The following is a 13,431-nucleotide window of genomic DNA, read 5'->3' on the forward strand; positions in this document are numbered from 1 at the left end:
AATCAAAAAAGGCACGTAGAAGGGGGTTCCTTTCTACGTGTCTTTTTGCTTGTTAAGAGCGTAAGAGCAGTTGGTCATCTTTTAATTCAGCACCACTATTTTGATGGAACATTTCCATCAATTCAGGGACTGTTAAATGTTGCTTTTGCTCACCGGCAATATCCACGACGATCTTGCCTTGATGAAGCATGATCAGGCGATTGCCATAGCGAATGGCATCTTCCATATCATGAGTAACCATGAAGGCCGTCAACTGCTGTGAACGAATCAATTGATCGGTCAATGCCATGACAGTCAACGAGGTTTTTGGATCTAGGGCAGCGGTATGTTCATCTAATAAAATCAATTTAGGTTGTTGCAATGTTGCCATCAAGAGGGTAATCGCTTGACGCTGTCCGCCTGATAACAAACCGATCTCGGCAGAAAGACGATTTTCTAAGCCTAAGTTTAGACTGGCTAATTTTTCTTGGAAAAACGCGCGATTTTTTGCTTTGACGCCTGTCGCAAACCCTCGGACTTGGCCCCGTTTGTAAGCAAGTGCTAAGTTTTCTTCAACAGTCAAACGAACCGCTGTCCCCATACGTGGATCTTGAAAGACTCGGCTAATATCCTTTGAGCGTTTCGTAACGGATAAACGGGTGATGTCTTTCCCATCTAAGGTGATTTTTCCTTGTTCTGTTGGGATCGTTCCTGCAATACTGTTTAAAAGGGTCGATTTTCCGGCACCATTGCCACCGATGATCGTGATAAAATCTCCGGCATTCATCGTCAGGTCAATGCCTCGCAAGACATGGTTCTCATTGATCGTCCCTTTTTCAAAGGTTTGGTGTAGATTTTCGATTGTTAAGACTGAAGTCATTAGGATTGGCCTCCTTTGGTTTTTGGCAGCATCTTTTTAAGTCCTAGTTTTGAACGAAGCTGCGGTAACGAGAGGCAGATGACTAAGACGATTGCGGATGCCAGTTTGATATCATTGGCTTCGACATTGAACTCGAAAACGACGGCCAGGATAAAGCGATAAACGATCGCTCCAATCACGATGGTGATCAACCGCAAAAGCAAAGATTTATTGGCAAATAAAACTTCTGCAATAATGATCGATGCTAAGCCAATCACGATCGTACCGATTCCGGAGTTTAGGTCAGCAAAACCGTTGTTTTGGGCTAAAAGAGCACCTGAAAGGGCGATACAGCCATTAGAGATCATGTAACCGATGATCTTCATATTATCGGTGTTGATGCCGTTGGCTTCACTCATAGCTAAATTATCGCCTGTTGCGCGCAATGCTAAGCCGATCTCTGTACGGAAAAAGAGGAACAAGCACAAAATGACGATAGCTGCGAAGAGAAAGCCCGCAAGAATCACGGCATTGTTTTTGGTCAGACCCATTGCTTGAAATTGGGTGAAGACCGTGTCTTGTCCTAACAAGGCAATGTTGGGAGCACCCATCACACGATTTGTGATGGAATAAAGCCCAGTCATCGTGATGATCCCGGCCAACAAGGCTGGGATCTTTAGTTTTGTATGCAGTAGTCCGGATACCAAGCCGGCTAACATGCCACCGCCAAAGCCCATCAAACTGGCTAGTATGGGGGAGACGCCATTCGTAATACTGATTGCAGCGATCCCTGCACCTAATGGAAAACTTCCTTCTGCAGTTAAATCAGCGATATCCAGAATACGGAAGGTCAAAAATACTCCGATTGCCAGCAATGCCCAAAGGATCCCTTGAGAGGTGGCAGATTGTAGTAATAGTAAGAACGTGTCGACTAAATTCATATGATTTCCTCAAATCTAAAATAGTATGGTTATTCTGGGGCAGTGATGCTGGCAGGATCAATCCCTAAAGCTGCAGCCATTTCTTCATTGACGACTAACTCTAAATTCTCCGCTGTTTCAACGGGTGTGGTAGCTGGTTCTGCATCGCCATCCAAAATTTTTGCTGCTAGTTTTCCTGTTTGAATGCCTAGTGATTTATAGTCAATACCATAAGTTGCTAGAGCTCCATCATCGACTTGTTCCACGGAACCTGCGACGATCGGTGTTTTGGTTTCTTTCGCCACTTCACCGACGATTGCAGCAGCAGAGGCAAAGGTATTATCTGTTGGAATATAAATGCCATCGACATCTTTTGCCAGGCTAGTGGTCACTTGCTGCACATCATTGGTGGTATTGGCGGTCAATACTTTAACGTCGACTCCAGCAGCTTTTAAGGCTTCTTCTGCCAAGTCTGCTTGAATTTTCGAGTTAGCTTCACCTGCATTATACATAATGCCGATCGTCTTGGCGTCAGGGACGATGCTTAACAGCAAATTGATCTGCTGCTCAATGGGTACCATGTCTGACGTACCGGTGATGTTGCGACCGGGTTCTTCATTTGAGTCGGCTAATTTTGCCCCAACTAAGTCAGTAACTGCGGTAACCACGATTGGGGTATCAGTGGTTTCATTTGCTAACGAAACAGCAGCAGGAGTAGCGATGCCCAATAAAAGATCAGGGTTGGCATTCACTAGGCGTTCGCTCATGCTTTTTAAGTTGTCTTGACTGTTTTGCGCATTTTGGTATTCGATCGTCAGGTTTTCACCTTCTGTATAGCCCGCTTCTGCTAAGCCTTCTTTAAATCCTTCGTAGGCGGCATTCAAGGAGCCATGTTCCACGAGTTGCAAGACACCGACTGTTTTTGATCCGTCGTTTCCCTCAGAAGCATTGTTTGATTCCCCACAAGCTGCCAGTGCCAGTAGTGAAGCCGTTAATAATCCAGTTGTGATCCATTTTTTCATTTTCATTGTAACTCCTCCTATAAACGTTTCTTTTTTAATTGGGGTTTACCTGAACAAAAAAATCCATTCAGACAATCGTCTAAATGGATTCGATCCTATACCAAGCGTAAACGTATATTGGCAACCATTTAGAAGATTTTCTACATGGCTGCAAGTTCAAGTTAAAATGCTTTAGCCATCATAGATACAAACAAAACTCGTTTTGCGGTTTGCATCCATAATGTGTTATGAATACAAACTATCTAAAGTAGCTAAAGTAAAAGATATTCAGTTGTGGGGACACGGTCGTTTTTAACATAAAAAAGTTCCTCCATACTTGAATTGTTTTTAGTATAGACAAAAAAAAGCGGACTGTCAAATGTTTTTCCTGAATTATCTGAAAATTTTTGAATAACAATCAGAAAAAGTCTGAAAAAGATGCTTTGTTTCAACAAATTAAAAAGAAAGAAAAAAACTTTGTTTCATCAAGCTTTCTTGCTTGAAAATAAACAAAGTTTTTCTTAACATCACTCGTTTTCTTCTTTATAATAACGAATGGTATTTTTTATTTCACGAATACTGTAAAGCAGATCATCTTCAAAGGATTGATCTTGATCAATATCGATGGTCTCATTGAACATTGCTTCGTATTCAGCGATCGTTAGTTTTTGACGGGCATCAAGTAACGTTTGGTGAGCAGCTTGTGCTAACTGTTTTTCATAACCGGGTACCAATACGCCGCTGAAAAATTCAGCAACCGCTCCTGAGCCGTAACTAAACAGTCCTATCCGATCATTGGCTTGCAAGCTGGAGGAATTTTCCAATAAAGAGATCAAGCCTAGGTACAATGAACCCGTATACAAGTTGCCGGTACGACGACTGTAAACGATCGATTCTTCATAGCGAGCCATCAGGCGTTCTTGTTGCGTTTCTTCTTCTTCGGCAAAAACAGCCAATAAGGCTTTTTTTCCCATTTTTGTATAAGGAATATGGAAACTCAATGCAGCGTAATCTTTTGCTGTGCGTTGCGTTTTTTCGCAATGGGCTTGCCAAACTTGTTTAAAGGAATCGATATAGACGTCATTTGACAAGTGGCCATCTACCATTGGATATTGATGACCAACGGGACGCCAAAAATCATAAATGTCTTGCGTCAACATCAAATTATCGTTATCCAACTGCAAAATCGCTGGATCTGCAGAGATCAGCATAGCAACTGCACCTACGCCTTGAGTGGGCTCTCCACCGGAAGCTAAGCCATAACGGGCGATGTCTGAAGCCACCACCAAAACTTTGCTTTTTGGATTGGCTTGTACGTGGGCTTTAGCAAACTGTAAGCCTGCTGTTGCGCCATAACACGCTTCTTTGATTTCAAAGGAGCGGGCAAATGGTTGAATACCCAATAGGCGATGCAAAACCACTGCCGAAGCCTTTGATTCATCGATGCCGGATTCTGTGCCGACGATCACCATATCAATTGCTTGTAAATCTTCTTTTGTGAGGATATCTTTTGCCGCATGCATGGCAAAGGTGACGATATCTTGCGTTTTTTTATTGACCGCCATTTGATCTTGACCGATCCCGATCGTAAATTTATTTGGGTCGACCTCTCGGGCGTGAGCTAGATCAACCATATCTATAAAATAGGGGGGGACATAAAAATTTATTTTATCAATACCAACGTTCATTCCGTCGCTCCTTTATGTTCTACGTACTTAGTAGGCTACACGTTCTAAGGTATCATATTTTTTGAAAAAAATGAAAAAGAATTGATTAGAATTTAAACTTTATTAAAGAAAGTAGAAAAGGGCACAGCAAGCTGATGTGGGGTATTCTTTTTTGGAAGATTTAATGATATATTTCAAGAGGAGGTGACGTACGTGGAAGAAGTTGTCATTATCGACGCACTAAGAACGCCAATTGGCAAATACCATGGGTCATTAAAAGAATATTCAGCAGTAGAATTAGGAACAATTGCTGCGAAAGCCTTGTTGGCAAGAAACCAACAAGCAAAAGAACATATCGCACAAGTGATTATCGGAAATGTCCTGCAAGCAGGCAGTGGGCAAAATCCAAGTCGCCAAGTTTCCCTGCAAAGTGGGCTTTCTTCAGATATTCCAGCCTCAACGATCAACGAAGTTTGCGGTTCGGGAATGAAAGCGATTCTAATGGGCATGGAGCAAATTCAGTTAAACAAGGCATCAGTCGTCTTGACTGGTGGGATCGAAAGTATGACGAATGCGCCGCTATTCAGTTATTATAACAAGGCGGATGATCAGTATTCAAATCCAGTATCGACAATGATGCATGATGGCTTAACAGACGCTTTTAGCAGCAAACCGATGGGCTTAACGGCTGAAACTGTTGCAGAAAGATATGGCATCACTCGACAAGAACAAGATGAATTTGCCTACCACTCCCAAATGAAGGCTGCCAAAGCACAAGCGGAAAAGAAATTTGAGCAAGAGATCGTACCCGTGACCGAAAAGTCTGCTACCGTTTCCCAGGATGAAGGCATTCGCGCCGCTACGACAGTCGAAAAATTAGCTGAACTAAAAACGGTTTTCAAAAAGGACGGTACGGTGACTGCTGGGAATGCCTCAACCATCAATGATGGGGCTGCCATGGTCTTGATCGCCTCAAAAAGCTATTGTGAGGAGCATCAGATTCCTTATCTGGCAGTGATCAAAGAGATCGTTGAAGTTGGCTTTGCCCCAGAGATCATGGGAATCTCACCAATCAAAGCAATCGATACTTTGCTGAAAAAGCAAGCACTGTCGATTGAAGATATCGGTATTTTTGAAATCAATGAAGCCTTTGCAGCTTCCTCGATCGTAGTAGAACGTGAACTTGGTTTGGATCCCAAGAAAGTCAACCGTTACGGTGGGGGCATTTCCCTTGGCCATGCGATTGGAGCAACCGGTGCTCGGATCGCAACGACCGTCGCTTATCAGCTAAAAGACACACAAGAATGTTATGGGATCGCCTCTTTATGTGTCGGTGGCGGGTTAGGGCTAGCGATGCTGTTAGAAAACCCTTCGGCGGCAGCAAGTCAAACCGATTTTCATGAAGAGTCGGCATCAGAAAAAACAGAAAAAAAAAAGTTTTACGCCCTTACGCCTAACGAACGACTAACCTTTCTTGAAGCACAAGGGGCGATCACAGCAGCCGAATCCTTGGTTTTTCAAGAAATGGCATTAGACAAGGAAACTTCCAATCACTTGATCGAAAACCAGATCAGTGAAGTGGAGATTCCCTTAGGTGTGGGGTTGAATCTGCAAGTGAATGGCAAGAGATACAATGTCCCGTTAGCCACAGAAGAACCTTCTGTGATTGCAGCGATGAGCAATGGAGCAAAAATGGCTGGGCCCATTACAACGACCAGTCAAGAACGTTTGCTTCGAGGCCAGATCGTCTTTATGGATGTTCAGGATCCGGAAGCGATTTTGGCAAAAGTTGAATCCGAGCAAGCAACGATCTTTGCAATGGCGAATGAGACGTATCCTTCCATCGTGAAACGCGGCGGTGGATTGCGAAGAGTGATCGGTCGGAACTTTGTGCCAGCAGAATCTGAATTAGCAACAGCCTATGTCTCAATCGATTTGTTGGTTGATGTCAAAGATGCCATGGGCGCCAACATCATCAATTCGATTTTAGAAGGAGTGGCCGACCTCTTTCGGAAGTGGTTCCCAGAAGAAGAAATTCTCTTTAGTATTTTAAGCAATCTCGCTACGGAATCGTTAGTAACAGCCACTTGCTCGGTGCCTTTTGACAAATTGAGCAAGACCGGAAATGGCAGACAAGTTGCCGAAAAAATTGTTCATGCAGCTGATTTTGCCAAGATCGATCCATATCGTGCCGCTACCCATAACAAAGGGATCATGAATGGGGTTGAAGCGCTGATTTTGGCTACCGGAAACGACACTCGCGCCGTTTCTGCCGCTTGTCATGGCTATGCTGTCCGTAATGGCCGCGTGCAAGGGTTGACTTCCTGGACCATCATAGAAGACCGTTTGATTGGTAGTATCACACTGCCGTTGGCGATCGCCACAGTCGGGGGTGCCACAAAAATATTGCCAAAAGCCCAAGCTGCGTTGGCATTGACTGGTGTTGAAACGGCGAGTGAGTTAGCTTCGCTGGCGGCAAGTGTCGGGTTGGTTCAGAATCTGGCCGCTTTGCGAGCATTGGTTTCAGAAGGTATCCAGCAAGGCCATATGAGCATGCAAGCCCGTTCATTAGCTATTTCAGTTGGAGCAAAAGGAACCGAGATTGAACAGCTGGCAGCTAAGCTGCGAGCTGCGACTCAAATGAACCAAGAGCAAGCCCGTAAATTTTTAACCGAAATACGTAATTAAAAAAGGTTCTCTAGTTTTTAAAACTTTTTATCCTAAACAATAAATGGAAAGGACGAATCCCCTTACTAAAGGGAGTTCGTCCTTTTTTTGTTTTGGAGATAATAATGCAATAGATAAAAAATCTCGCTGTACTTTTGCTGATAGAGGACTTTTTTTATTTGTCGGTTCCAAGCAGCGATTTATCAAAACTAGTTTTACTAGGACAAAAAGAAAAAACAACTATGACAAAAAACGCTTTCAATTATACATCTTTTTACGAAGAATCAAAGCTATAATGATTTCATCAGGAGGGAATCAAATGAATGAACGGATCCGAAGAATTCTCACACGATTGGTAAAAAAACCCGAGATAAAGATGGCAGAGTTAACCACATCACTTTCTTTAACAAGAAGACAGATTAACTATTCCATTAAGCAATTTAATGAGGAGTTACTTGAAAACGGTTTGCCTCAAATCAGGCGTAACCATATGGGAGATTTTATTATTCCTTTAGAAGTGTTACGAATGATTTCTCTTGAACAAAATAAAGAAGATTCTTCTGCCATGGTTACAATTTTCTCTGAATATGAGCGGATTGCCATCATGTTAAGTTTTTTATGTACTAATACCGATTACATTGGTATGGATCATTTTACACAGCTCTTATCGGTAAGTCGCAATACGATTCAAGAAGATTTAAAGAAAGCGAAGCAGTTTGTTAGCAAATACGCCCTGTCCATTCACTATGATCGTCAAAGCGGTTATCAACTGCAAGGATTGGAAAGGAGAATCTTACAACTGCTCTCTGATTTAATTAAGCAGCATTCATTATTTCGTCTTGATGATATTAAAGGAAAATTGGCACCGACTATTCCTGAAGAAGAGGTTGTTCATTTGATACACAACATGGAGCAATTGCTTCATTTAAGGTACTCAGATGAATCTATTGATTATCTGCAATCAGCTGTAAGAATGACCTTGCAACGTGCAACTTCACCGATTGCTTCAAAAGATGAAATGGTACAAATAGAGATTCGAAAAACTCCAGAATATAAAGTTCTGACTATTTTGCTTCAAGATACACCTTGGTCCAGCATGTCTCCTAACTATCTTTCTTGGCTAGCTCTGCTATTTTTAACATCTAATATTTTTGAACGTAAGACGACTCAAGTATTTGATTCAGATAGTGAATTAAGATGTTTGATCAGTGAAATGGTTACAAGTTTTCAAAACCAAACACTAATTATGATTGAAGATAGAGAGGCATTTGAACGTCGGATTTTGGGCCATCTGCGTCCAGCGTGTTTTCGTATAAAATACAATTTGAGCTTGGGCATGTACTCCCTTGATAGCTTAGTTCAAGATAGCAACCATGCAATTTTGAAGGATCTTATGAAGGAGCTGATTGTTCCCACAGAAAACTGGTTAGGCCGAGCGTTTCCAAATGATGAGTTGGCACTTCTATCTTATTACTTTGGTTTTCAATTAATGAGTCCTCGTCAAATAGCAGCGCAATTACCAAGGGCAGTAGTTGTCTGTGCCAATGGGGTTATGGTTTCAAAACTGATGCGAGAAAATTTAAAAAAACTATTTCCCGAGTTGCATTTTTTAGCTTCATTTTCAGTAAGAGATTTTTATAAATTTGGAACGGATTATGACTTGGTTTTTACAACTACTGCATTAAACAGTGAATTACCGCAATTTATTATTGATCCTATCATGACTTATAAGCAACAGATAAGTCTGCGATATCGTGTATTAAAAGAGTTAGGATTAAATGAAGTAGACCGCTCAGTTGATGAGTTGTTTTCGGTGATTCGCACATATGCTCAAGTAAATGATACGAAGCAACTAAGGGAAGAGTTAGAGTACTTTTTATTGAAGCAAAAGCAAGATTCACCTTTAGAAAATTTTAAAGCGTTACCATCATTGACTGATTATTTGAAACCCGATTTTATAAGAAGAACGTCAGAGAAGCTAACTTGGCAACAAGCAGTGAAATTTGCTTGCCATCCTTTGTTAGAAGATCAGATGATTACAGAGCTGTTTATTCAAGATTGTTTGGATCAAATCGAAGAACAAGGATACGCTGGGTATTTAGGGAGTCAAACGTGTATCCCGCATACAGCACCACAAAATGGCGTATTAAAAGACGGGATAAGTCTATTGATTGCTGCTGAGCCAATCGCTTTTCCAAACGGTAAAAAAATCCATTTTATTTATCCATTATCGTTTTATGATTTGACGAAACATTTGAAAGCTGTGAATCAGTTAGCAGATATTAGTAATGATTCTACGTTTTTAAATCGTTTGAAGGAAAGCTCAGATACGAAAACAGCTTATCAGCTAATTAGACAAGTGACTTAGGAGGAATACGATGAAAGTAGAAGATTACCCACGCTTTACAATTATTATGAGGGGTTACACATATGAACAAGCTTATTCAGTTTTAACGGCAATGAGTGGGCTTGAGAAAGAGTTTGCAGTTGAAATCACATTAAATACTTTAGGGGCTCTAGAACATATCAACAAGTTAAGCAAATTATTTGGTGAAACTATTCTCATTGGGGCAGGAACAGTAAGAACGTTACCTGACGCCCAAAAAGCCGTCGCAGCTGGGGCTCGTTTTTTATTAGGTCCCCATCGTTTTACGAAGCAAATAATGGATTTTGCAAGGAAAGAGCAAGTGCTCTCAGTACCAGCGGCAATGAGCCCTTCTGAGATCAATGAGATGTTTACAGATGGAGCGGATATCGTTAAAGTTTTCCCCGCTGCAGTTGTGACACCACGCTTTTTCACAGATGTGCAAGCTCCATTGGGCAAGCTACCTTTGATGGGTGTTGGTGGAATTTCGATTTCTAACGCCAAGGAATATTTTGACCATGGAGCGAGTTATCTTGGTTTAGGTTCCAATCTTTTTCAATCGCAAGACTTGCAAGCTGCTGACCCAGCAAAACTAGCGCTATCACTACAGAAATTAGCAACAGAGATTTAAGGAGGAAAACAAATGGAATTGCAACTGAACGAAGAACTAGTATTTCGAAATATAAAAGCAGGCAGTGATAAAGAAGTCCTTGCTTTTTTAGCGAATGAACTATACCAACGAGGCTATGTCAAAGAAGATTATATCGAAGCAATACAGTTACGCGAGTCCGAATATCCAACCGGTTTACCTTCGACACAGCCCGGCGTAGCAATTCCTCATGCAAATTTTGATTTGGTCAATCAAACAACTTTGGCGATTGCAACCTTAGAAACAGCTGTAGGGTTTCGCAATATGGAAGATAATCAAGTCATTTTACCTACTAAAATCGTTATCATGATGGCCATCGGTGAACCGCACGGCCAAGTGGAGATGTTACAAAAGATTGTCAGTATTATTCAAGATGAGCCACTTCGTGAACAAATGACGGCGGCGAATTCGGATCTAAAATTGCTAACATTATTAAAAAAGGCGATAGCCTAAAAAATAGGAGGAAATGAAAATGAAAAGAATTTTAATTGCTTGTGGGAATGGGATTGCGACTTCAACCGTAGTAGCATCAAAAGTGAAGGATTATCTGAATGAACATGGAGTTGAGGCTTCCACAACCCAAACCAAACTGATGGAAGTACCTAGTAAAGTTCAAGACTATGACTTGTTAGTGACAACTGGTCAATTTGAAGGTCAGACTGGTGAAGTTCCTGTGGTAAAGGGAATGCCTATTTTAACGGGAATTGGTTCTGAACAAACTATGGAAGAAATTTTGAATTATTTAAAATAAAAAATTTAAGGAGAAAAAAGAATGAATTATGTAATGAATGTATTCAATTTCTTTATTGACGCTGGTCCTACAGTGATGCTTCCTGTCATTATTACAATTATCGGCATGATTTTCGGTTTGAAAATCTCAAGAGCATTTAAGTCTGGGCTAACACTAGGAATCGGATTTGCAGGGATTCGTCTGATTCTGGATTTTATGACAACCAATGTCGGACCAGCAGCCCGTGCTATGGTAGAGCGGACCGGCGTACAGCTGGATGCCTTGGACGTGGGATGGGGCTCAATCGCGGCGGTTACTTGGGCATCTCCAATTATTGCACTGCTTATATTTGCTATATTGATCGTTAATATCATCTTGTTGGTTCTCAAAAGAACTCAAACGTTGGATGTTGATATTTGGAATTATCATCATATGGCTATTGTTGGTGTAATGGTTTATTTTGTGACTAAGAACGTAGCGTTAGGTGTGGGCGCATCAGTTGTAATGGCAATTGTCACATTTAAAATGTCTGATTGGTCACAGCCTTTGGTTGAAGATTTTTTTGGAATTCCAGGGGTTTCATTACCCACGGTTTCAGCCTTATCTTCTTTAGTAATTGCATGGCCGTTAAACTGGCTTTTAGACCGCATTCCTCTTTTTCGAAATTCCAAGTTTACCATTAAGGATGCACAAAAATATTTGGGCTTCTTTGGGGACTCTATGATTATGGGCGGTGTCATAGGTATCGCAATCGGCTTTTTAGCTGGCTATGATATCACTCAGATTCTTCAATTAGGGGTTAGTATGTCTGCTGTCCTTGTTCTGATACCAAAAATGACCTCTCTTTTTATGGAAGGATTAATGCCTATTTCAGACGCAGCGCAAAAATGGTCTCAGAAGAAATTTAAAGGTCGCCGTTTATTTATTGGACTAGATGCAGCGGTTGTTGTGGGCAATCCAGATGTTATAACAACTGCACTGATTATTATTCCTTTAACAATTGCTATGGCTTTGGTTTTACCAGGAAATCGTGTGTTGCCATTTGCCGATCTAGCTGTAGTTCCATTTCGAGTAGCGATGGTTGTTGCATTGACTAGAGGAAACTTGCTGAAAAACATTATTATCGGTTTAGTTGTGACCGCCTCTTTACTTTGGTGTGGAACAGTTACTTCACCTATTCTAACCGAAATAGCCAAACAGGTAGGGATTGATCTTGGATCAAGTTCCATGCTTATTTCATCTTTTGCAGCAACTTCAATGATTCAAAGTTACCTGGTTTTCATTGCATTCACCTATGAACCGATGATTGGTATTCCAGTTCTTCTTCTAGGATTTGGCGGTGTATGGTATTTCTTTGAAGGAATCAAAAAAATTATTCGTGAAGCAGCAATTGAATAAAATATTGTCGAAAAAGAGGAGTAGATTGTTTTGAAAATTTCTAAAATTACAGTGTATAAAGTAAAGCCCCGCTGGATTTTTGTAAAATTATCAACAGATGAAGGAATCGATGGCTGGGGAGAGATGATTTCTGGAACAAAAACCGAAACAGTTGTTGCAGGAGCTTATGAGGTAGGGGAAAGATTTTTGTTAGGACAGAACCCGTTTGAGATTGAGCGCTTGTTCCAAGAAATGCACCGCTCTTTCTTTCGTGGCGGTCCCATACATGGAACAATAGTGTCTGGTCTAGAGATGGCTTTGTGGGATATTAAAGGAAAAGCATTGAGTGTTCCTATCTACGAACTATTAGGCGGCGCTGCTCGTGACAGAATCAAAGTATATTCTTGGATCGGTGGTGATCGTCCGGATGATGTCGCAGAGCAAGCACAAGATCGTGTTGACCGCGGGTTTACTGCAGTTAAAATGAACGCAACAGAGGAACTGCACTATATTGACTCCTATGTAAAGATAGAGGAAGTGGTGAAACGTGTCGCCTCGATTAGGGAACGCTTTGGTAGTAAATTGGATATTGGAATTGATTTTCATGGGAGAGTCCACAAGCCGATGGCAAAAGTTTTAGCGAAGGCATTAGAACCTTATCATCCAATGTTTTTAGAAGAAGTTGTTCTTCCTGAAAATGAGGAACATTTTAAAGAAGTTGCTCAGCTTGTGGCAACGCCTTTAGCCACTGGGGAGAGACTGTATACTCGCTGGCAGTTTAAAACACTTTTTCAGCAAGGAGCAATAGATGTGATCCAGCCTGATGTGGCATTATGTGGAGGGATCATGGAAATGCGAAAAATAGCTGCCATGGCTGAAGCTTATGACGTGGCTGTTGCCCCACACGCACCATATGGTCCCGTTGCTTTGGCAGCAACACTGCAAGTTGATTCTTGTACCCCAAATGTTTTTATTCAAGAGCAAAGTTTAGGAATCCATTACAATAAAGGCTTTGATCTGTTAGATTTTGTGAAAAACAAAGAAGTATTTCAGTATAGGGATGGCTATGTAGAATTACCAAGTAAGCCTGGTTTAGGGTTGGAGATGGATGAGGATAGAGTTAGAGATATTTCGCAAGAAGGGTTGATTTGGACCAACCCTAAATGGAAGAACTATGATGGCACTATTGCAGAATGGTAGTATGAAAGGAAGTTACT

11 protein-coding genes are annotated in these 13,431 nt (G+C 41.4%); 7 read left to right on the forward strand and 4 right to left on the reverse strand.

The features are described from left to right. Positions 1–52: 52 nt before the first annotated feature. The 4 genes from CXM95_RS05465 to CXM95_RS05480 form a co-directional block, all read right to left on the reverse strand. Positions 53–859, reverse strand: a complete 807-nt coding sequence (locus tag CXM95_RS05465; RefSeq protein WP_005237149.1) for an ABC transporter ATP-binding protein — start codon at positions 857–859, stop codon at positions 53–55. Next, the gene (locus CXM95_RS05470; RefSeq protein WP_005237148.1) at positions 859–1,779 is read right to left on the reverse strand and encodes an ABC transporter permease; all 921 of its coding nucleotides are present in this window, start codon (positions 1,777–1,779) and stop codon (positions 859–861) included. Before CXM95_RS05470 ends, CXM95_RS05465 begins: the two co-directional genes overlap by 1 nt. 29 nt (positions 1,780–1,808) lie before the next feature. Further along, positions 1,809–2,786, reverse strand: coding sequence for an ABC transporter substrate-binding protein (locus CXM95_RS05475; protein ID WP_005237146.1), 978 nt, complete (start codon positions 2,784–2,786; stop codon positions 1,809–1,811). Between the two features lie 500 nt (positions 2,787–3,286). Next, positions 3,287–4,447 carry a hydroxymethylglutaryl-CoA synthase gene (locus CXM95_RS05480; protein WP_086372697.1) on the reverse strand — a complete coding sequence of 387 codons (1,161 nt, stop codon included), beginning with the start codon at positions 4,445–4,447 and terminating at the stop codon, positions 3,287–3,289. Positions 4,448–4,639: 192 nt separating this feature from the next. On the opposite strand from CXM95_RS05480, the gene CXM95_RS05485 reads away from it, so the two are divergent. From CXM95_RS05485 to dgoD, 7 genes are all read left to right on the forward strand, one after another. Then, positions 4,640–7,114 carry a hydroxymethylglutaryl-CoA reductase, degradative gene (locus CXM95_RS05485; RefSeq protein ID WP_086299641.1) on the forward strand — a complete coding sequence of 825 codons (2,475 nt, stop codon included), beginning with the start codon at positions 4,640–4,642 and terminating at the stop codon, positions 7,112–7,114. A 298-nt stretch (positions 7,115–7,412) separates the two neighbouring features. Next, a complete protein-coding gene (locus CXM95_RS05490) occupies positions 7,413–9,461 on the forward strand; it encodes a BglG family transcription antiterminator (RefSeq protein ID WP_181154927.1) in 2,049 nt (682 codons plus the stop codon). A 10-nt stretch (positions 9,462–9,471) separates the two neighbouring features. Next, positions 9,472–10,089, forward strand: a complete 618-nt coding sequence (locus CXM95_RS05495) for a bifunctional 4-hydroxy-2-oxoglutarate aldolase/2-dehydro-3-deoxy-phosphogluconate aldolase (RefSeq protein WP_086299640.1) — start codon at positions 9,472–9,474, stop codon at positions 10,087–10,089. Positions 10,090–10,101: 12 nt separating this feature from the next. Further along, entirely contained in the window at positions 10,102–10,560 is a 459-nt protein-coding gene (locus tag CXM95_RS05500) for a PTS sugar transporter subunit IIA (RefSeq protein ID WP_005229265.1), read from the forward strand. A gap of 19 nt (positions 10,561–10,579) precedes the next feature. After that, the gene (locus CXM95_RS05505; protein ID WP_005229267.1) at positions 10,580–10,858 is read left to right on the forward strand and encodes a PTS sugar transporter subunit IIB; all 279 of its coding nucleotides are present in this window, start codon (positions 10,580–10,582) and stop codon (positions 10,856–10,858) included. 21 nt (positions 10,859–10,879) lie between these two features. Further along, the gene (locus CXM95_RS05510) at positions 10,880–12,235 is read left to right on the forward strand and encodes a PTS galactitol transporter subunit IIC (RefSeq protein WP_086299639.1); all 1,356 of its coding nucleotides are present in this window, start codon (positions 10,880–10,882) and stop codon (positions 12,233–12,235) included. 30 nt (positions 12,236–12,265) lie between these two features. Then, on the forward strand, positions 12,266–13,414 hold the full coding sequence (gene dgoD / locus CXM95_RS05515) for a galactonate dehydratase (protein ID WP_086299638.1): 1,149 nt from the start codon (positions 12,266–12,268) through the stop codon (positions 13,412–13,414). Positions 13,415–13,431: the final 17 nt, after the last annotated feature.

Source organism: Enterococcus sp. CR-Ec1, assembly GCF_002850555.1.
GTDB lineage: Bacteria > Bacillota > Bacilli > Lactobacillales > Enterococcaceae > Enterococcus_D > Enterococcus_D entomosocium.